This window comes from Allobosea sp. BH3, assembly GCF_025499465.1.
Taxonomy (GTDB): domain Bacteria; phylum Pseudomonadota; class Alphaproteobacteria; order Rhizobiales; family Beijerinckiaceae; genus Allobosea.
The window spans coordinates 782,620-801,951 of the sequence record NZ_JAIMCA010000002.1 but is presented as its reverse complement, the minus strand read 5'-3'; the positions used below and the strand labels follow the sequence as shown (position 1 = coordinate 801,951).

At 65.6% G+C, this 19,332-nt stretch carries 16 protein-coding genes; 2 read left to right on the top strand and 14 right to left on the bottom strand.

Going from position 1 to position 19,332, the window contains the following annotated elements; translation table 11 throughout:
• Positions 1-7: 7 nt before the first annotated feature.
• The 5 genes from BoBH3_RS08790 to BoBH3_RS08770 all read right to left on the bottom strand — a co-directional run bounded on the left by BoBH3_RS08790 (position 8) and on the right by BoBH3_RS08770 (position 5,534).
• Positions 8-1,669, bottom strand: coding sequence for an AMP-binding protein (locus tag BoBH3_RS08790; RefSeq protein ID WP_262330383.1), 1,662 nt, complete (start codon positions 1,667-1,669; stop codon positions 8-10).
• Position 1,670: 1 nt separating this feature from the next.
• Entirely contained in the window at positions 1,671-2,471 is an 801-nt protein-coding gene (locus tag BoBH3_RS08785; protein ID WP_262330382.1) for an ABC transporter permease, read from the bottom strand.
• Entirely contained in the window at positions 2,468-3,316 is an 849-nt protein-coding gene (locus BoBH3_RS08780) for an ABC transporter permease (protein WP_262330381.1), read from the bottom strand. The genes BoBH3_RS08785 and BoBH3_RS08780 overlap by 4 nt, the downstream gene beginning before the upstream one ends.
• An 81-nt stretch (positions 3,317-3,397) precedes the next feature.
• Entirely contained in the window at positions 3,398-4,447 is a 1,050-nt protein-coding gene (locus BoBH3_RS08775) for an ABC transporter substrate-binding protein (RefSeq protein ID WP_262330380.1), read from the bottom strand.
• Between the two features lie 31 nt (positions 4,448-4,478).
• Positions 4,479-5,534 (bottom strand): ABC transporter ATP-binding protein, encoded by a 1,056-nt coding sequence (locus BoBH3_RS08770; protein WP_262330379.1) that lies wholly within the window; start codon positions 5,532-5,534, stop codon positions 4,479-4,481.
• A gap of 66 nt (positions 5,535-5,600) precedes the next feature.
• Here BoBH3_RS08770 and BoBH3_RS08765 point away from each other — a divergent pair, with 66 nt between their 5' ends.
• Positions 5,601-6,341 (top strand): TetR/AcrR family transcriptional regulator, encoded by a 741-nt coding sequence (locus BoBH3_RS08765; RefSeq protein ID WP_262330378.1) that lies wholly within the window; start codon positions 5,601-5,603, stop codon positions 6,339-6,341.
• A 100-nt stretch (positions 6,342-6,441) separates the two neighbouring features.
• On the opposite strand, the gene BoBH3_RS08760 is transcribed toward BoBH3_RS08765, so the two are convergent.
• From BoBH3_RS08760 to BoBH3_RS08730, 7 genes are read right to left on the bottom strand one after another with little or no spacing between them, the layout of a single operon-like run.
• Positions 6,442-8,565, bottom strand: coding sequence for an acetate--CoA ligase family protein (locus tag BoBH3_RS08760; protein ID WP_262330377.1), 2,124 nt, complete (start codon positions 8,563-8,565; stop codon positions 6,442-6,444).
• Positions 8,566-8,625: 60 nt separating this feature from the next.
• Positions 8,626-10,257, bottom strand: a complete 1,632-nt coding sequence (locus tag BoBH3_RS08755) for an ABC transporter substrate-binding protein (RefSeq protein WP_262330376.1) — start codon at positions 10,255-10,257, stop codon at positions 8,626-8,628.
• 40 nt (positions 10,258-10,297) lie between these two features.
• Positions 10,298-11,332, bottom strand: coding sequence for an oligopeptide/dipeptide ABC transporter ATP-binding protein (locus BoBH3_RS08750; RefSeq protein WP_262330375.1), 1,035 nt, complete (start codon positions 11,330-11,332; stop codon positions 10,298-10,300).
• Positions 11,329-12,141, bottom strand: coding sequence for an ABC transporter ATP-binding protein (locus tag BoBH3_RS08745; protein WP_262330374.1), 813 nt, complete (start codon positions 12,139-12,141; stop codon positions 11,329-11,331). The genes BoBH3_RS08750 and BoBH3_RS08745 overlap by 4 nt, the downstream gene beginning before the upstream one ends.
• The gene (locus tag BoBH3_RS08740; RefSeq protein WP_262330373.1) at positions 12,138-13,040 is read right to left on the bottom strand and encodes an ABC transporter permease; all 903 of its coding nucleotides are present in this window, start codon (positions 13,038-13,040) and stop codon (positions 12,138-12,140) included. The genes BoBH3_RS08745 and BoBH3_RS08740 overlap by 4 nt, the downstream gene beginning before the upstream one ends.
• A gap of 11 nt (positions 13,041-13,051) precedes the next feature.
• Positions 13,052-14,020, bottom strand: coding sequence for an ABC transporter permease (locus tag BoBH3_RS08735; RefSeq protein WP_262330372.1), 969 nt, complete (start codon positions 14,018-14,020; stop codon positions 13,052-13,054).
• 12 nt (positions 14,021-14,032) lie between these two features.
• A complete protein-coding gene (locus BoBH3_RS08730) occupies positions 14,033-14,938 on the bottom strand; it encodes an amidohydrolase family protein (RefSeq protein ID WP_262330371.1) in 906 nt (301 codons plus the stop codon).
• A gap of 146 nt (positions 14,939-15,084) precedes the next feature.
• Between BoBH3_RS08730 and BoBH3_RS08725 the strand changes: the two genes are divergently transcribed.
• The gene (locus BoBH3_RS08725) at positions 15,085-15,975 is read left to right on the top strand and encodes an IclR family transcriptional regulator (RefSeq protein ID WP_262330370.1); all 891 of its coding nucleotides are present in this window, start codon (positions 15,085-15,087) and stop codon (positions 15,973-15,975) included.
• A gap of 28 nt (positions 15,976-16,003) precedes the next feature.
• Here the strand turns inward: BoBH3_RS08725 and BoBH3_RS08720 are convergent, their stop codons facing one another.
• Complete coding sequence (locus BoBH3_RS08720; RefSeq protein ID WP_262330369.1) at positions 16,004-17,191, bottom strand: acetyl-CoA C-acyltransferase; 1,188 nt, start codon at positions 17,189-17,191, stop codon at positions 16,004-16,006.
• A gap of 68 nt (positions 17,192-17,259) precedes the next feature.
• On the bottom strand, positions 17,260-19,329 hold the full coding sequence (locus tag BoBH3_RS08715; RefSeq protein WP_262330368.1) for a 3-hydroxyacyl-CoA dehydrogenase NAD-binding domain-containing protein: 2,070 nt from the start codon (positions 19,327-19,329) through the stop codon (positions 17,260-17,262).
• Between the last annotated feature and the right edge of the window lie 3 nt (positions 19,330-19,332).

Genomic DNA, 19,332 nt, shown 5'->3' with positions numbered 1-19,332 from the left:
GTGGATCTCAGAGCCACTGATTGGTGACGCGATCGAAGCTGCCGGCGCGCAGGTCGGGCTTCTCGGCAATCAGCTTCTGCTTGGCGATTTTTTCGGAGGGCGTCTTCGGCAGCGCCTCGCGATACTCGAGGTAACGCGGCGTCTTGAAGGGCGCGAGGCGGGACTTGCAGTGCGCGAAGATCCTCTCGGGAGAGGCCTGCGACGCCGAGACGCCGGGCTGCAGGACGACATAGGCTTTCACCTCTTCGCCACGTGCGGGATCCTTGACGCCGACGACGGCAGCCTCGAGTACCTCGGGCATCTCGGCCAGGGCGGCTTCGACCTCGCGCGCGGCAATGTTCTCGCCGCTTCTCCTGATCATGTCCTTGAGCCGGCCAACGATGTAGTGGAAGCCCTGCGCGTCGCGCCAGAACAGGTCGCCCGTGCGAAACCAGTCGCCGCGGAAGGCTGCGTGGTTCGCGTCCGGCTTGCGATAATAGCCCTGCATGATGCCAGGGCCGCGAATGCAAAGCTCGCCGATCTCACCATCCGGCACGACGTTGCCGTCGGGGTCGGTGATTTGCGCCTCACGAAACGGCGCGACCATGCCGCAGGAGCCCGAGCCGATCATGTGATAGGCCTCTCTCGGCAGGAACAGCGCCGATCCGACCTCGGTCATGCCGAAGGACTCACGCGCCACCGTCCCGAAGCGGCGCTCGAAATCGGCGTGGAACTCCTTGTTGAATCCGAAGATCGAGACCCGCTTCAGCTCGTTTTCCGCATCGAGCGGGCCGGGCGGCTGCTGGTAGATGATCTCGGGGAACAGGCAATAATGGATGCGGTAGCGGCGGACCCAGTCCAGGAAACGGGTTGCGCTCGCGCGGCGTGCGACGAAGATTTGCCCGCCGACCCGCATCGCCATCAAGGTCAGCCATTGCGGGTCCATGTAGAAGAACGGCTGCGCGGCCAGTATGTTCTTCGGGTTCTCGGTCTCGCCGCCGCGCATCGCCGCCACCAGCGATATGGTGAGCCAGTAGCGATGCGTCAGCATGCAGCCTTTCGGGAAACCAGTCGTCCCGGAGGTGTACTGGATGTTGACGAGGTCATCGAGCTCCGGCTGAGGAAGGTCGGGCGGAAGCGAAGCAGCGTTCGCGTCGATCCGTGCATAACCATCGGCGCCGGCGGCTGCGTCGTCGCCGATAAGGAAGACCGCCGCTTTCGGCAACGGCGCCGCATCTCCCAGTGCCTCGTAGGCCGGCAGGCAGCTGGCATGGACGACCAGATGGGCGGCCTGCGAATCCGTCAGGACATAATCGAGCTCGCGCCCGGTATAGCCGATATTGACCGGCACCATGACGGCGCCGAGCCTGGCGAGCGCCAGCCATGTAACGGGGAATTCGGGGATGTTCGGCAGCATCACTGCGACATGCGTGCCCATCCGCACTCCCGCGGCATGGAGGCCGGCCGCGGTCCGGTCGATCGCGGCCTTGGCCTGCGCATAGCTCGCCACCCCGCCTTCTTCCTGTTCGAAGAAGGTCCACAGCGTCTGGTAGCCGCAGGTCGCGGCACGCTCGTCGACGAAGGCGCCGAGGTTTCGCGGCAGGGCCGTCGCCTCGATATTGCTGCGCATCCGCTCGACGAGGGGCTGGAGCTGCGACCAGTCGCGCGTTTCGCTTAGGGCTTGCTGCATGTCAGGCCTCGGGTACGGAATGTGTCTGGTATCGGAGTTCGTTGCGGCGCCGGACGATCTCGCCGATCGACATGCCGACGATGCTGATCAGCGTCAGCATGACGGCTACGGCCGGCACGGTGGGATCGAGCTTGAGGCTGAGATCGTTCCAGATGCGGACCGGGAGCGTCTGCAGCCCGCCGGAGATGAAGAGCGTTATGATCAGCTCGTCGAAGGAGGCGAAGAAGGCGAGGATCGCCGATGCGAACATCGCCGGCGCCAGGAAGGGCAGCGCCGTATGGACGAAGGCCCTGACCGGGCCGGCACCAAGGATTCGTGCGGCTCGTTCGATCGTCATGTCGAAGCGGCGCAGGCTCCCGGCGACGATCATCACGACGTAGGGCATCGCGATAAGCGCGTGGGCGAGCGTCAGCGCATAGATGTTGTTCACAAGGCGCCAGCGCAGGAAAACGATGTAAAGCGCCAGCGCCAGCACCACCGAGGGGATGATGAGCGGCGCGATGAAGAGCGCCGTCAGCACGCCCTTCGCCGCGAAGTCGGCGCGGACCAGCGCAATCGCCGCCAGCGTGCCGAACAACAGGCTGAGGATTGTCGCGCCGACGCCGATCTTCAGGCTAACCAGCGTCGCATCGAGCCAGCTCTGGTCCGTGAAGAACTCGCGGTACCAGCGCAGCGAGAGCGATGTCGGCGGAAATTCGAGGAACTGACTGTCCGTCAGCGAGATCGGCACGAGAAAGATCAGCGGCAGCAGCAGGAAGCCGGTGACGATAGCGAAGTAGACGGCCAGGACGATGCGGGTCATCGGGCGAGCCCGCCCGTCGCGAATTCCGAGCGCTTGCGGGTCAGGCCCCAATAGACCAGCAGGCAGGCGAAAGTGGCGAGCAGCAATGCCGAGGCCATCACCGCCGCCAGATCCCATTTCAGGGTCTTGTGCACCTGCAGGTCGATCAGATTGGCGATCAGAATGCTCGTGCGCCCGCCAAGCAGCGTCGGCGTGACGTAGAAGCCGAGGCAGAGGATGAAACAGATGATGCCGCCGGTCGCGGCACCGCTGACGCTGAGCGGGAACACGACTTTCCAGAAGGCCTGACGCGGCGTCGCGCCGAGCGAACGGGCTGCCTTCACCAGATCCCGCTCGACATCGAGGATCGAGGTCAGGCAGGTCAGCACCACGATAGGCAGGAGGATCTGGACCATGCCAACATGCACGGCGACCGGCGTGTAGAGCAGCTGGATCGGCTCGCCCGTGAGGCCGAGGGCCGAGAGCGCCTTGTTCACGACGCCCTCGCGACCGAGAAGTATGATCCAAGTATAGGTCCGGATGAGGATGCTGATCCAGAATGGCAGCAGGATCAGATAGGTCGCCATCACGCGTTTGCGCGGGGCGAGCCCCGCCATGAAATAGGCCATGGGGTAGCCCATCATGAGGCAGATCGCCGTCACGGTCGCGGCCGTGACGAAGGTCCGTTGCAGAACGATGATCGACAGCTGCGACGAGTAGATCTGCCGCACCGGCTCGGTGGTAAACGACGTTCCGTCATGCACCGTCAGGGTAAGGACGCCGAATACCGGATAGACGAAAAGGATCGCCGCCAGCACCGTCGCCGGTGCCAGAAGCAGAAGGGTTTTCGTCCATCGGATGCGCATGGCGACGGCAGACTTTCGCGAGGCCAGGCGGTCTGCCTGGGCCGGAGTCGGATCAGGTCGAACTCGGGGCAAGTTCGGGGGTCAGATCAGCAGCCATTCGTTCCAGCGGGTGGTGATGGCATCGATGTTCTCGGCCCACCAGGCGCTGTTGAACTCGAACTGCACGGCGGCGTTCTCCGGCGATGTCGGCAAGGTCGCCGCGAAGGCGGGCTCCAGCAGCTCGGTCATGCCCGGCACGAAGCCGGGGTAAGGCACCTGCTTGACGAAGGCGGCCGAGGCGACCGGGTCCATCCGGAACTTCATGAACCGCATCGCTTCCCTGGGATGACGCGCCCCCTTCGGGATGCCCAGATAGGACAGCATCAGGGCGCCGCCCTTGAAGGTGATGTCGACCGGCTTGCCTTCGTTCTTCAGCGGCGTGATCCGGCCGTTCCAGCAGGAGGTCAGGTTGACCTCGCCATCGATGAGCAGCTGCACATGCTGGGCACCGTTCGTCCACCAGACCGGAATGTGCTTCTTCAGCTGGTCGAGCTTCCTGAAGGCGCGGTCGACGTCGATCGGGTAGAGCTTGTCGGGCGCGACGCCATCGGCGAGCAGGGCGAATTCAAGATTGCCCTTCGGCGAGTTCTCCAGGGAGCGCGGCCCCGGGAAAGCCTTCACATCCCAGAAATCGGCCCAGGATTGCGGGGCCTTGCCTTGGCCGAACTTGTCGGTCCGGAACGCCATCACCGTCGAGTAGGAGGCGCGCACCATCGCCGTCGGCTGCTTTGCGATGGCCGGCAGCTTGTTGTCGGGGTCGATGATCGCGTAGTCGATCGGCATCAGCCAGCCGGCCTTGGTGGCGGTGACGACGTCGTCGCCGTTGAGTTCGGTCAGGTCCCACTCGACATTGCCGGATTCGACCATCGCCTTGAGCTTCGGAAGGCTGACCGGCGCCGTCGGCTTGACCTTGATCCCGGTTTCCTTGGTGAAGGGCTCCTCGAAGATCTTGGTGATCATCGTCGCCAAGGCTCCGCCGGAGCCGTTGACGACGATCGTCGTCTCTTGCGCGAACGCCGGAAATCCGGCTGCCAAGGAAGCAGCCGCGGTGCCGGCCCCGATGCCGAAGGCTCGCCTGGTCATCTTCGTCATGACAATCCCCTTCCGATATTGTTGATTGTTATCAAGCGGTCAGTGCGACGAGGTCGGTCGTGTCGAGGTCGAAGCCGACCCTGGCACCGGCCGGCCGTATCTCCTGCCCCGGCCGGCGCGGCTCGATCGCCGAAATCTCCTTGTCCGCGTCGGTCAGCAGCACGTAGCGTACGGAGTTGCCGAAGAAGACCGTCTCCTTCAGCCGGGCCGGGTGGGCACCGCCGCCGCCATGGCGAACCCGGACGAGCTCCGGCCGGATCGAGACGAACTCCGCGCCGGAAAGATGTGCGATGTCGCCCTTGATGGGGCCAAGGCCCTCCAGGGCCATGCCGCCGTTCTCGGCACGCTCCACCGTCAGCAGGTTGTTCGCACCGATGAACTCGGCGACGAAGCGCGAGCGCGGCCGGTCGTAGAGCTCCTCGGGCGGGCCGACCTGCAAGACGCGCCCCTTGTCCATCACCGCCACGCGGTCCGACAGCGTCAGCGCTTCGCCCTGGTCATGGGTCACGTAGATGACCGTGCAGCCGATCTGGCGCTGATAGGCCTTGATCTCGAGCTGGAGCGTCTCGCGCAGCTTCAGGTCGAGGGCCCCGAGCGGCTCGTCCATCAGGAGCACGCGGGGCTCGAACACGACAGCGCGGGCGAACGCGACCCGTTGCCGCTGGCCGCCCGAAAGTTCGTGCGGCATGCGATCGACAAGGGCGTCCATCCGCACCATCGCGAGCGCCTTCTCCGAACGACGCCGGGCTTCGGCGCGCGGAACGCCGCGCATTTCCAGGGGGAATGAAACGTTGCGCAAGACGCTCCGATGCGGGAACAGCGAATAGCTCTGGAACACCATGCCGATCTCGCGCTTCTCGGTCGGCAGATTGGTGATCGATACGCCGTCGATCAGGATCTCGCCGCTATCGATGTCGGTGAAACCGGCCAGCGCGTTGAGCGCGGTGGTCTTCCCCGAGCCGCTGGCGCCGAGCAGCGTCATGAATTCCCCCCGCCCGACATGCATCGAGAAATTCTCAAGCGCGACGAACTTCCCATAGGACTTCCGCACGTTCCGAAAGTCGATCGTCGCACCGGTGGAACTCATCTATTGCGGCTCCCGTCGCGGGTATGCGAAAAAACTGACGACGATGTCATTTTTTGTCAAGCGCCTTTGGCCACCGCGATTTGCGCTCCGGGCCGCCGCCCTGATACAAGCGAAACGCGCGGGACAAGCGAGGCTGATTTCTTGAGCGGGGAAGAATTCGATTATGTCTCGTACCTTGAGAAGCGCCTGGCGGCAGCTCACGGCGAAAAGAAAATAATTCGCACCGAGATACAGATCGAGATAGCGACCGCGAAATTGCTTTGCGAGAAGAATTACCATGCGATAACGGTCAATCTCATCGCCAATACGGCGGGCGTCGCACACGGAACATTTTACCGTTATTTCACCGACAAGCGCAGCGTCGTCGCCAAGACGATAGCAGATTATTTCAGATTCGTGCGCGCTTCGCGTCTGCCGATTCCCCGCGACGCTTCGCAGTTCGAGGCCATTCACCAGGCCAACCTGCATTATGTCGAGTGCTTCCGCCGCAATGTCGGGCTGATGCGTTGCCATTTCCGGCTGAAGGACGAGGACGAGGTCATCGCGGAGGTGGGCCGGCATGCGGATGCCGCCATGGTCGGCCGGGTCATCGAACGCCTGAGGCGCGAGGGCGAACTGGATCGCTGGGACCGGGCACGGCTGCGCCTGACGATCTTCTGCCTGATCGGCATGGTCGACGAACTCCTGCTCAAGATCTACAGCCAGACCCAGCCGGCGCTCGCGGAGTTCGAGGACGATCCGCAACTTGTCGCGACGACCCTCTCGCAGATGTGGTTCTCCGCGATCTATGGCGTCCAAGGCGCGTAGGCCCGACGAACATTTCGAGCCGCGCCGGACGGGCGCCGGAGCTGCGGCCGGGCCGAGCGCCGCCTGCTGCCGGATGCAGGCGGCACCGACGTTTTCAGCGCTACGAGCGACGCACGAAGAGCGCGTCGACGACGCGGATCTCGCCGGTGCCCTTGCGGACGAGCACCGGGTTGAGGTCGCAGGCGGCGATGACGTCTCCCAGGTCGCTGGCGAGCTCGGACAAGTGGATGGCGACGTCGACCAACGGCGCCGTGTCGGTGGGCGTCATCAGATTCCGGTAGCCGGACAACAGTCGATGCAGCCTGGTCTTCGCCAGCATCGCCTGCGCCTCATCGTGCTTGAGCGGGCCGAGCGCCACCGCGCGGTCCGCCAGCAGCTCGACGAGCGTGCCGCCGCTTCCCAGAACGATCATCTGTCCGAAGGGCGATGCATCCGTGAAGCCGGCCATCGCCTCCACGGCATCGACCAGCTGCTCCTGTAGCTCGTAGCCATCGATCGTCGCGTTGGGCAGAGCCTTGGCGACATTGCTGGCGATGGTCGCGATGGCGGCACGCAGCTCGTCACCGTTGCCGATGTCGAGCAGCACTCCCCCGACATCCGAGCGGTGCTGCACATCGCGCGACGCGACCTTGACCACCATGGGAAAGCCGATCTCGTCCTTGCGGGCCACGGCTTCGTGCTCGTCCTTGACGACGATCGACCTGGTGACCGGGATGCCATAGGCGTGCAGCAGCCCGAAGGAGAGCGCCGCATCGAGCGTGTTGCCGGGGCTCGCCGCGATCTCCGCTCGGAGGCTGGTGGCCTGCGGGTTGAAGGGCGATGTCCTCGGCCCATGCTGGCGCGCCCAGCTTCCGGCAGGCCCCGGCTTGCCCAGCGCTAGGTTTCCGACAGCGCGAAGCCCCGGGCTCATGCCGCGCAGCAAGGGAACGCCGTGCTCCAGCAGCGTCGCGCGGACGCCTGGATCGAGGTTCTCCGACGTCGGCGAAATGACGACCAGCGGCGTCTGGCTCGATTTGCCCGCCGCGGCATAGACACCGAGGATGTTCATGTAGTTCTGCAGGGTCGCGGGATTCAGGCTCTCCTGCGTGTCCTGCAGCGCCACGACCGCGCCGACCTGCGCGTCGTTGAGGACGGCCTGCATGGCGTCCGGTGTGTTGCGATCCTCGACATTGACGGTTGCGCCGAAATCCACCGGGTTGTTCCCCGACGTACCGGGCAAGGCTGCGCGCAGCCGCTCCACCGTTGCCGGCTCGAACGCTGCGACCGCGACGCCCTGTGCGTCGGCGACGTCGCAGGCGAGCGCCGTCTGCCCGCCGGAAATCCCGACGATGCCGATGCTCGCGCCGCGCACCATCCGCCGCGCCACGGCAGCGCATTCGAGGGAGGCGATGAGCTCGTCGTAATCGGAGACGGTCGCGATGTTGGTTTCGCGGAAGAAGCTGTCATAGGCGTCGCTGTCGCTGACGAGCGCGCCGGTATGCGCCTGCGTCGCCGCGAGCCCGACATCCGACCGCCCGACCTTGAGGACCACGAGCGACTTGCCGGCGGCGTGGACGCATTCGGCCGCCTCGGCCAACGCATGCGGAGACTTGATCGATTCCGCGACCACACCGATGACGCGCGTCTCGTCATCGTCCGCGAGCCAGCGAATATAGTCCGCGGCCGAGACCTGAAACTCGCTGCCGACCGTGACGACCTTCGACAGGCCGACGACCGTCGAATTCATCACCGAAATGGCGGCCGAGCCCGACTGCGCGACAAGCGCGACATTGCCCGGCTTTAGCCGCAGCGACGGCCGGGACGGATAGAGCGGAATCGAGTCCGTGAAATTGACGAGGCCCATGCAGTTGGGACCGTGCACGATGATGCGGCTTTGGGCGCCGAAGGCCCGGATGGCAGCTTCCTCATCATGCGAGAAGCCGTTGGTGAAGACGATGGCGGAGCGAACCGAGCTGGCTTCGAGCTCCTGAAGCATGCTGGGCACATGGGCCGCCGGGATCGCGATGATGGCGAGATCCGTCTCATCACGGATCTCGCCGATCGAGTTGATCGCTCGAAGACCGTCGATTTCCTCGGCCTGAGGATGGACCGGCAGAATCTCGCCCGCATAACCCCAGGATTTGAGGTTGCTGATGACGACGTTGCCTTGCGTGACGCGCTTGGCCGAAGCGCCGACAATCGCCACGGAGCGTGGCTTGACCATGGGAGTGACGTCGATGTGCAAGGCTTGCTTCCTTCGGATAGCGGCGTGCTTCCGCGGCCGCGTGCGCGGGATTTCGTCGGATTACTGCTTGTCTTTGGGGAGCCAGGCTTCCGCCCAGTTCGGATGGGTGTTGAACGCGAAGTTGAACTGGGCGTCCAAGTTCTTGAAGTTGTTGGTAACGGCTTCGAAGACCCGGGCGTTCGTCAGTGCGAGCTGATTGAGATCGCGGGCGACGATTTCGGCATAGGTCTTGTAAAGCGCCTTCTGCTTGTCCAGCGGCGCCGATGCCGCATCAGCAGCGACCTTGTCGAATTCGGGGTTGCAGTAGCCCGTCGGGTTGGCGAACGGCACGCTCGTCTTGTTGCAGACGAAGCTGCGGTCGACGCCGAGGACAGGGTTCGATCGGCCGGTCAACGAGATGATCGATGCATCGAAATCGTGCTGCGTATAGACCTTGTTGGTCCAGATCTGCAGGTCGAGCGCGCTGAGCTTCACGTCGATGCCGATCGCCGTCCACTGAGCCTGGATGACCTGGGCGACGGCGTCATATGGAGCTGCCGAGATCACGGCGAGCTCCAGCGCGAAGCGCTTTCCGTCCTTCAGCGGGAAGCCGGCTTCATCGAGCAGCTGCGCAGCCTTCTTCGGGTCATAGGCATACATCGTGTCGTAGTTGACCGAGGAGTCGTGCAGGTTCTTGAACTGCGTCGGGATGGCGTTCTTCGCGGTCTCGGCCAGTCCCTGATAGACGTCCTGCACGATGCGCTGACGGTCGATCGCATGGAACAGGGCCTGCCGGACCTTGACGTTGTTGATCGGCGAACGCCGCAGGTTGAAGTCGATCACGGCCGTTTCAGGCGCGTTCGTCATGATCGGCACCACACGGAACGTGCCGCGCTTGGCCGCCTGCTGTGTCGCCGGAACCTGCACCACCTCGGGGCGGAACCAGTTCACCTCGCCGTTGACGATGGCGTTGAGGCGCTGCTGGGGGCTGGGGATCAGCGCGAAGATCACCGAGTCCAGATGGGGCTTGGGCGCCTCCCAGTAGTGCGGGTTGCGCACGAAGGTGATCGACTGGCCGCTCACCCACTTATCGAACTTGAACGGGCCAAGGCCGACTGGCGCGATATTGGCCGGGTGCGTGGCGATGTCCTTCCCCTCGTAGATGTGCTTCGGCATCAGCGGAAACACCTCCTTGTCGAAGAGGTCGAGCGTCGCGGTCAGCGGCTCCTTCAGCGTCAGAACGAAGGTCTTGTCGTCGGGCGCCGAGGCCTTGTCGACCAGAGGCATGAGCTTGGTGAGGTAGGTGTTGAACTTGCCGAAGTTCTCCAGGGTGAAGACCACGTCGGTGGCCGTGAACGGCTTGCCGTCCGACCATTTGACGCCCTCGCGGAGGGTGAAGGTGTAAGTCTTGCCATCCTCGGAGACGGTCCAGCTGGTGGCCAAGCGGGGAAGGCGATTGGCGTCGCGATCATAGGTCATGAGACCGTCCGCCCAGACATCCGCCGCGAACAGCGCCGGCACCGAAGACGTCATCTGCGTGTTCAAGTTGGGGATCGTCGTCGAATTCAGCGCGGCGATGACGGTGCCGCCGCGAACCGGCTTGCCGTCGTCGGCCAGTGCCCCTGCCGCTGAAAGGCTCATCGCTCCGGCAAGGAGCGCGATCGCGCGCAGCTGGCGGATCGGCCCGGCTCCATACCCCTTGATCGCTTTCATGATGTGCTCTCCCTCGTTGTTATGGTGGCTGCTTGGTTGGTCAGACCTCGAGCGGGCTGGGACGCGCCGGTTCCGCCGACCTGCCTGCCACCGCGCCGATCTCCTCGGCGCGGTGGCAGGCGGCCATTGTTCCGGCCTGATCCACTGGCTTGAGCGCCGGGGCCTGCGCCGCGCAGATGTCGATGGCGTAGGCACAGCGCTGGCGGAAGCGGCAACCGCCCTGCGCAGGCTCGGACGAGTCGGCTCGCGGCGGCGCGGCGCTCAGGCTGCGGATCCGGCTCCGGCGCGGATCGAGCGAGAGCCGGGCATCCAGCAGAAGCTTCGTATAGGGGTGAAAGGGGCGCTCGTAGATCGAGCGGCCGATCTCGACGATGCGGCCGCGATACATCACCGCCGTACGGTCAGCGATCGACTCCATCGCGCCGAGATCGTGGCTGATGACGACGAAGCCGACATTGGTCGTCTTGTGCAGGTCCCGCATCAGCTGCAGGACCTGCGCCTGGACCGAGACGTCGAGGCTGGAGAGCGGTTCATCGGCGATGATGATCGCCGGCCGCAGCATCATGGCGCGCGCGATCGCGATGCGCTGCTGCTGCCCCCCGGACAGCTGGTGGGGATAACGCTCGAGATAGCTCTCGGGAGGGGTCAGGCCGACCGCGGCAAGGTGGCCGGCGAGGAATTGGCGGGTCTCGCCCGGTGTCGCGAGCGCGTGGCGCTGAACGATGTAACCCAGCATGCGCTCCACGGTCATGCGCGGGTTCAGCGACGAGGCCGGGTCCTGAAAGACGGCCTGGACCTGTCGCCGAAAGGCCTGGTAGTCGGCGGAAGCGAGTGCAGACAGCGAGGTACCACGGAACTGGACCTCGCCGGTGGTGGGGCGGTTGAGCAGCAGCAGCAGCTTGGCGAGCGTGCTCTTGCCTGAGCCCGACTCGCCGACGATCGCCAGTGTCTCGCCTTCCCTGATATCCAGATCGACGCCGTCGACGGCACGTAGCTGGTTCCAGCCCGGTCCGTTGGCGTTGCGGCTGCGATAGATCTGCTCGACACCGTTGAGGCGCAGGATCGGCTCGCTCATGCCTGCAGCTCCCGCGACAGCCGGCGCGTGCTGAGCTCGATGAGCCGGCGAGAGTAATCGTGCTGCGGCTGCTCGAAGAGCCTGACGGTTTCGGCGCTCTCGATCACCTTGCCGGCCCGCATCACGTAGACCCGGTCGCAAAGCTCGGCCACGACGCCAAGGTCGTGCGTGATGATGGCCATCGCCATGTTGCGTTCCTTGTGCAGCCGGTAGAGCGTCTGCAGCACCTGGAGCTGCACGGTCGCGTCCAGCGCGGTGGTGGGCTCGTCGGCGAACAGAAGCTGAGGGTCGCTGGCCAGCGCGATCGCGATCATCACGCGCTGGCGCATGCCGCCCGACAGTTCATGCGGATAGCGGCGCGCAACATTGGCCGGGTCCGGCAGGCCGACCTCGTCCAGCAACCTGTGCACGCGGTTCCGGTTGGAGCCGCGGGAAGGGTCGCGCGCGAGGGCCTCCTCGATCTGCCGGCCGACACGCTGGGTCGGGTTGAGATAGCCGAGCGGGTCCTGGAAGATCATCGAGAAGCCGCGCCCCCGCCGCAGGGCGCGCAACGGGCCATCGGCCATCGCGAGGATGTCCTGGCCCTCGAAGCTGAGCTCGCCGCTCAGCTCCGCGATGTTCACATTTGGCATCAGCCGGGTGATGGCCCGCGCCATCGTGCTCTTGCCGGAGCCGGATTCGCCGACGATGCCGACGCATTCCCCCGGCATGATCCGGAAGTCCACGCCATCTATAGCCTTCACGACGTTGGGACCGAGGCGCAGATGGACCTTGAGATCGCGGACATCGAGGAGCGGCGAGAGGCTCATTGCAGCCCTCCCACCCCGCTCGTGCTGCGGGGATCGATGACCTCGTTGAGACCGTCTGCGAAGAGGTTGAGGCCGACGACGGTGATGCAGATGGCGGCGCCGGGGAAGAGGCTCATCCACCAGGCGCTGTCCATGTAGTCCTGCGCCACGAAGAGCAGCCGGCCCCAGCTCACCTTGCTGGGATCGGAAAGGCCGAGGAAGCCGAGGCCAGCCTCGATGAGGATGGCGATGCTGGCGTCGAGCGCGACCTGCACGATGATGGGCTGGATCGCGTTGGGCAGGATCTCCCGGAACATGATGTGCGCGGTCGAGAGATCGGCGACGCGCGCGGCGGCAATGAATTCGCGATCCCGCAACTTGATGTACTGGCCGTAGACCAGGCGCGCTTCCATCGGCCAGATCGCCAGCGCCACCGCGGCGATCAGCAGCCAGAAATTCGAGCCGAAGAGGGCGACGGCGCAGAGCACGAGGATGATGACGGGCAGCGTCTGGAACAGCTCCACCAGGCGCATCAGCCCCGCTTCGACCGGTCCCTGGAAATAGCCGGCGAGGATGCCCAGCGTGCCGCCGATGAGCAGCGCGGCCAGTGCGGCCCCGAGCCCGACCATCAGCGAGGAGCGGCTGCCATGGACAATGAGCGAAAAGACGTCGCGGCCGATATTGTCGGTGCCGAACAGGAACTGGGCGGATGGCGGCGCCAGGCTCGCCTGCGTCTGCTCGAGCGGGCTGTAGGGCGCGATCAGCGGAGCCGTTATGGCGACGAGCAGCAGGACAAGCAGGATGCTCGCTCCGAGCGCGCCGTGGCGCGTGCCGAAGAGGTTCGCGACATGGACCTGCCAGCTTCCGATGGAGAAGCCGTTGCTGGCCGCAGGCGCCGTGGAGGTTTTGAGTTCCGACATCTCTGGCGACCTCACCGCGTGGTTCTGATGCGCGGATCGAGCGCCGCGTAGAGGAGATCGACGATCAGGTTCATGGCGATGACGGCGACGGCGGAGAAGATGACGACCCCGATCACGGTCATGTTGTCCCGCAGCCGGATCGAGTCGACGAGGAGCAGGCCGAGTCCGGGCCAGGTGAACACCGTTTCGAGCAGGACGGCGCCGCCGAGCGCCGAGCCGAAGGCGTAGCCCGCGATCGTGACCAGCGGCAGGCTCGAATTGCGCATCACATGGCTGCGGATGATCTGGCCGCGGCTTAGCCCCTTCGCGCGTGCCGTGATGATGTAGCCCTGCGACAGCGTGTCGATCACGCTGGCACGCATGATGCGCGCGATCCGCATGCCCTCATGGATACCGAAGGCGAGGACCGGCAAAGCGAGATAGCGAAGCTTTTCGAGGAGCCAGGCGAAGCCTTGCGTCCGGCTGATAAGGGGGCCGATGCCCTGGGTCGGGAACCAGCCGAGCCGGAGAGCGAGCAGCATCACGAGGAGCTGGCCGAGCCAGAAGGTCGGGATCGCGTAGACGATCAGCGCCGTGGTGGTCCAGAACTTGTCGACGCCGGGGCGGCGAGACGTTCCGGCCGCGATGCCGATCGCCATTCCCAACGGAATCGCCAGCGCGAAGCTGACGGAGGCCAGCAGCATCGTCCGCGGGGCGCGCTCGAGGATGAGGTCGAGCACGTTGCGCTGGTTCTGGTAGGAGAAGCCGAAATCGCCTTGGGCGACATTGGCGAGATAATTCCCGACCTGGACCAGGAAGGGATCGTTCAGCCGGTACTTCTCCTCGATCGCCTGCCGATAGGCCGGCGGCACGGGATAATCGCCGACCAGCGCCTGCACCGGATCGCCAGGGATGAGGTGCAGCAGGGAGAACATCAGGATGATGATCGCCAGGAGCAGGGGAATGGCCAACAATGCGCGCCGGCCGACGAAGCGGAGCATCGGAGCGAGCCCTCAGTTGAGGCGGAAGAATTCAGCGGCGTTGCCGTAGAGCCATTTCTCGAGGACCTTCTCCTTGAGCGGCAGCTCCTTGTACTGCTCGATGATGCTCTCGAAGGAGGTGCCGAAGAGATAGCGCGACAGCCCGACCATGACCTTGTCCTGGAGCAGGGTGTTGCCGAACTGGATGAACTGCTCCCAGCCCGAGCCGGGTTGGCTGAAGTAGCGAGGGTGATGGGCCGCCGTATCGACATAGAGGTTCGGATGGCGACGCAGCAGCCCCACCATATCGTTGACCCACGGCCAGCCGGCGAGGCCCGCCACGATCCGCAGCTCGGGAAAGTCGACCGCGACATCGTCCAGATAGCGCGGATGGCCGAGATCATAGGGCCGGTCGTTGGCGTAGTTCATCGCCGTGTAGATGCGCACCGGCACGTCGAGCTCCGCCGCCTTGGCGTAGAGCGGATAGTAGCGCCGGTCATTGGCCGGCACGCCGTTGTAGAGCGCCGACAGGCGCAGCCCGTTGGCGCCCTCTTCCTTGACCAGCCGCTCGAACTCGCGAACGGCGCGCATGCCGTCCAGCGGATCGAAGGTCGTGAACAGGAAGAAGCGGCCGGGATGGGCCTGGTGGATGCGCCCCGTGGCGCTGTTCTCCGCTCCGACCAGCAGGCCCCGCTGGATGCCCGCCCGGTCCATGTCCTCGACCAGCTTCACCAGGCCGCCATCGTCGGTCGCGCCCTTGCCGGCGCCCGCCGTCTCCTTGCTGCGGAAGACATTGCCGTAATTCGCAAAGCCGTAGCCTTCGGGGCGCGGCAGGGATTGGGCGAAAGGAGTTCCGGGCCGTCCGCGTGCGATGCGCTCCAGATCCGGATTCGCTTCGCTGTGAGGCAAGCTGATTTCCATATCGATCACGCGGCTCATCCACATTTCTCCGTGAAGCGTGCAAGCGCACGCGGCAGCCAATGTTCGATAGTGAGCTCTCGCGTCGCGAATGAGTCAAGTAAATGATGATATCAATATCAAAATGTTCATTATATTGACATTTGCTATGTTGGAGCTAGTTTGAGGTGGCGGCCTCCCCGTCCGCGTGCGGTGGTCCTGCCAAAGCGCGTCCGGTCGTATTGCGAAGATCAACGCCGCGGCTTTGCGGTACCGATGAAGTCACTTTGGAGATATTCTTGAAGATCCCCGTGGACGATCCGGATATTGCGACCACCCTCGTCAAGGGTCTCGCCGTGCTGGAAACCTTTCGCCCGAACCGGACCTTGATGAGCAATGGCGAGATCGCGAAGGAGTCCGGAATAAACCGCTCCACGGTGGCGCGCCTGACCTACACGTTGGAACGCATGGGCTATCTGCGCCAGGAGAAGTCCAAGTTTCGACTCAGCTGGCGGGCGCTGATGCTGGTGAACCCGCTGCTGGTCAATCTCAAGCTGCTGCATGTCGCGCGCCCGTCGATGCAGAAGCTGGCGCAGGATCTCGGCGGCACCGTTTCGATCGGCACGATGGACCGCACCAACTTCGTCTACCTCGAGACGTCGCGCGTGAACGAGAACATCTGGACATCACCGGATCTGGGCACGATCGGGCCACTCCTGCCGGCGACCATCGGCCATGCGCTCGGCTCGCTGCTGACGGAAGACGAGCTCAGGCTGAAGCTCGACGAGATGAAGCGTCGCTCGCCCGAGCTCTGGGAGACCTACGCCGAATCCTACGTTCAGGGCGTGGCCGACTGCCGCGAGCGCGGCTTCTCGGTTTCAAGGGGCGTCTGGATACCCGGCACCCACTCCGCCGGCGTTCCCCTGATCCGTGATGCCAATGGAGACTGCTTCGGCATGAACTGCCGGGTGCCGATCTTCCGCCTCAGCCCCAATCAGATCGAAGAGGAGGTCGGGCCGCGGCTGATCTCGCTGGCTGCGAACATCCGCAACCAGCTGAGCTACATCATGCCCGTCTGAAGGCGCGCCCCGGCCTTGCCGGCGTGGATCAGCCCGGGTTGATCTCGAAAAGCCCGGCGCAGCCCATGCCGCCTGCGACGCACATGGTCACGACCGCATAGCGTGCCTTGCGACGGCGGCCCTCCAGCAGCGCATGGCCCACGAGCCTCGCGCCGCTCATGCCGAACGGATGGCCGATCGCGATCGCGCCGCCGTTGACGTTGACCTTGTCGGGGTCGATGCCGAGCTTGTCGCGGCAATAGATCGATTGCGAGGCGAAGGCCTCGTTCAGCTCCCACAGGTCGATGTCCTCGACCTTGAGACCATTGCGCGCAAGCAGGCGCGGCACCGCGAAGACGGGCCCGATCCCCATCTCGTCGGGCTCACAGCCGGCCGCGGCGAAGCCACGAAAGATGCCGAGCGGAGACAGGCCGCGCCGCGCCGCTTCCTGAGCCGACATCACGACGCTGGCCGCGGCGCCGTCGGAGAGCTGGCTTGCATTGCCGGCGGTGACGAAGTTGTGCTCGCCGCGCACCGGCTTCAGCTTCTGCAGGGCTTCCAGCGTGGTGTCCGGGCGGTTGCCCTCGTCCTGGGCGAGCGTCACCTCCTGCTGGCTGATCTCGCCCGAGGCCTTGTCGGTGACGGCCATGACAGCGCTCATCGGCACGATCTCGTCATCGAACAGCCGCCGCTGCTGGGCGGAGGCCGTGCGCCGCTGGCTCTCCAGCGAGAACGCGTCCTGTGCCTCGCGCGAGACCCCGTAGCGAGCGGCAACGATGTCGGCGGTCTCGATCATCGAGGTGTAGATCGTCGGTTTGTTGGCCAGGAGCCAGTCGTTCTGGGTCAGCTCGCGCTGGACCACGGGCTGGACGAGGCTGATCGACTCGACGCCGCCGCCGACCGCGACCGGCACGCCGTCCATGACCACACGCCGGGCAGCATGCGCGATCGCTTCCAGGCCGGAGGCGCAGAAGCGGCTGACGGTGACGCCGGTCGACTGGACGGGCAGCCCGGCGACCAGCGCCGCGTGGCGCGCGACGTTGCCGCCGGTCGCCGCCTCCGGATAGCCGCAGCCGAGCACGACCTCCTCGACCTCGGCCGCCTCGACCGCGGTTCGGGCCAGGGCATGGCGGATCGCATGGGCTGCCATGTCGGCGCCGCGGACCTGATTGAAGGCACCGCGATGGGCCTTCCCGATCGGCGTGCGGGCGGTGGATACGATGACGGCTTCGGTCATGGGGCGGGCGTTCCTGTCCTTGGGGATGTCTTGTCCTTGGGAATGTCTTGCCGGATGCGGTCCCGGTCTCAGCTTTTCGAGGTCAGGCTGCCAAAGCCCTTGCGCTCGGCGGCGAGGAACTGCAGCAGCGGCGCAGGCTCCAGCGCCTTGTCGCCGGTCTCGGCCGCCAGCGCGGAGAGGCGCTTTGCGATGACATCGAGCCCGACGCTGTCGGCCCAGAACATCGGCCCGCCGCGCCAGGCCGGCCAGTTGTAGCCGTTGATCCAGACGATATCGATGTCGCCCGGCCGCGCCGCGATGCCGGCTTCCAGGATGCGCGCGCCCTCGTTCACCATCGGGTCGAGCAGTCGCGCCAGGATCTCTTCGGACGTGAACGAGCGGCGCGTCACGCCCTTCTCGGCCGAGATGCGCGCGATCAGCGCCTCGACCTCGGGGTCGCGCTGTCCGGCGCGGGCACCCTGCGGATAGAGGTAATAGCCGCGCCCGGTCTTCTGGCCGAACCAGCCGGCCTCGCAGATCGCATCCGCCACGGACGCCTTCAGGCCCCGCGCCTTGCGCGAGCGCCAACCGATGTCGTTGCCGGCGAGATCGGCCATGGCGCAGGGGCCCATCTTGAAGCCGAAGCCGGTCAGCGCCGCGTCGATCTCGTGTGGCAGCGCGCCCGCCACCAGCAGGCGCTCGGTCGCGCGGGTGCGCTGCTCCAGCATGCGGTTGCCGACGAAGCCGAAGCCGTTGCCGACCACGACCGGCACCTTGCCGAGCCGGCGCCCAAGCGCGACGGCGGTCACGACGACATCGTCCGCAACCTCCTTCGTCCGCACCACCTCCAGCAGCTTCATGACATTGGCCGGGCTGAAGAAATGCATGCCGAGCACATCCTGCGGGCGCCCCGTCGCCGCGGCGATGGTCGGGATGTCGAGATAGGAGGTGTTGCTCGCCAGGATCGCGCCGGGCTTGGCCACCTTGTCGAGCCCGGTGAAGATGCTCTGCTTGACGCCCATCTCCTCGAAGGCGGCCTCGATGACGATGTCGGCCTTCGCTGCCGCAGTGAGACCGACTGCCGGCTTGATCAGCGCCATGCGCCGCGCCTTAGCGTCCGGCGTCAGCGAACCGCGCTGCACCGAGATGTCGTAGATCGCGGCGATGCGGTTCATGCCGTTGTCGAGCGGCGCCTGCGCCGTCTCGATCAGCGTCACCGGAATGCCGGCATTGGCGAAACACATCGCGATGCCGCCGCCCATGGTGCCGGCACCGATCACGGCGGCGCTGAGGATTTCGCGCGGCTTCACCTCGGGGCCGATGCCGGGGAGCTTCGCCACCTCGCGCTCGGCGAAGAAGACATGGCGCAGCGCCTTCGAGCGTTCATCCGCGACGAGTTCGAGGAAGAGCCGGCGCTCGACCGCGAGCCCTTCCGCGAAGGGCAGGCTGAAGACGCTGCGCACCGCCTCGACCAGCGCCGGGACATTGGGCGCGCCCTCGGCCTTCTTCAGCGCCTCGGCGGCAAGCGCCTCGAAGGCCTCGCGATCCGCCTCCGTCAGCCGGTCGGCGGCAGTTCGCCCCGCCCCTGTGGCGGCAAGCGTTTCGGCAAGCTGCGAGGCGACCGCGACGACGTTCTCCGAGACGACCTCGTCCAGCAGCCCGTATTCGAGCGCCTGGCCGGCCGAGACAGGCTCGCCCGAAAGCATCATCGGGAAGGCTTTCGCCGCGCCGATCAGCCGCGGCAGGCGCTGCGTGCCGCCGGCGCCGGGAATAAGGCCGAGCTTGATCTCGGGCAGGCCGAGCTTCGCGGCCGTCAGCGCCACGCGCGCCCGGCAGGCCAGCGCCACCTCCAGCCCGCCACCCAGCGCCACACCCTGGATGGCTGCGACGACCGGCTTTGACGAGCCGGCAATGGCGTCGAGCAGGTCGGGCAGACTCGGCGCAACGGGCGGCTTGCCGAACTCGCTGATGTCGGCGCCGGCGATGAAGGCCTTACCCTCGGCGGCGATCACCAGAGCCGTGACGCCGGCGTCCGCGTTGGCCTGCGCGACCGCCGCGGCCAGCCCCTGCCGCACCGCGGCGCCAAGCGCATTGACCGGCGGATTGTCGATGGTGACGACGGCGACGTCGCGGAGAACGGTGGTGCTGACCAAACCCATGGG

Excerpts from the sequence above, each read along its gene's own strand:
- BoBH3_RS08735 (WP_262330372.1), bottom strand. The coding sequence starts at position 14,020 with ATGCTCCGCTTCGTCGGCCGGCGCGCATTGTTGGCCATTCCCCTGCTC.
- BoBH3_RS08770 (WP_262330379.1), bottom strand. The coding sequence starts at position 5,534 with ATGAGTTCCACCGGTGCGACGATCGACTTTCGGAACGTGCGGAAGTCC.
- BoBH3_RS08785 (WP_262330382.1), bottom strand. The coding sequence starts at position 2,471 with ATGACCCGCATCGTCCTGGCCGTCTACTTCGCTATCGTCACCGGCTTC.
- BoBH3_RS08745 (WP_262330374.1), bottom strand. The coding sequence starts at position 12,141 with ATGAGCCTCTCGCCGCTCCTCGATGTCCGCGATCTCAAGGTCCATCTG.
- BoBH3_RS08790 (WP_262330383.1), bottom strand. The coding sequence starts at position 1,669 with ATGCAGCAAGCCCTAAGCGAAACGCGCGACTGGTCGCAGCTCCAGCCC.
- BoBH3_RS08715 (WP_262330368.1), bottom strand. The coding sequence starts at position 19,329 with ATGGGTTTGGTCAGCACCACCGTTCTCCGCGACGTCGCCGTCGTCACC.
- BoBH3_RS08730 (WP_262330371.1), bottom strand. The coding sequence starts at position 14,938 with ATGAGCCGCGTGATCGATATGGAAATCAGCTTGCCTCACAGCGAAGCG.
- BoBH3_RS08740 (WP_262330373.1), bottom strand. The coding sequence starts at position 13,040 with ATGTCGGAACTCAAAACCTCCACGGCGCCTGCGGCCAGCAACGGCTTC.
- BoBH3_RS08775 (WP_262330380.1), bottom strand. The coding sequence starts at position 4,447 with ATGACGAAGATGACCAGGCGAGCCTTCGGCATCGGGGCCGGCACCGCG.
- BoBH3_RS08750 (WP_262330375.1), bottom strand. The coding sequence starts at position 11,332 with ATGAGCGAGCCGATCCTGCGCCTCAACGGTGTCGAGCAGATCTATCGC.
- BoBH3_RS08755 (WP_262330376.1), bottom strand. The coding sequence starts at position 10,257 with ATGAAAGCGATCAAGGGGTATGGAGCCGGGCCGATCCGCCAGCTGCGC.
- BoBH3_RS08720 (WP_262330369.1), bottom strand. The coding sequence starts at position 17,191 with ATGACCGAAGCCGTCATCGTATCCACCGCCCGCACGCCGATCGGGAAG.
- BoBH3_RS08780 (WP_262330381.1), bottom strand. The coding sequence starts at position 3,316 with ATGCGCATCCGATGGACGAAAACCCTTCTGCTTCTGGCACCGGCGACG.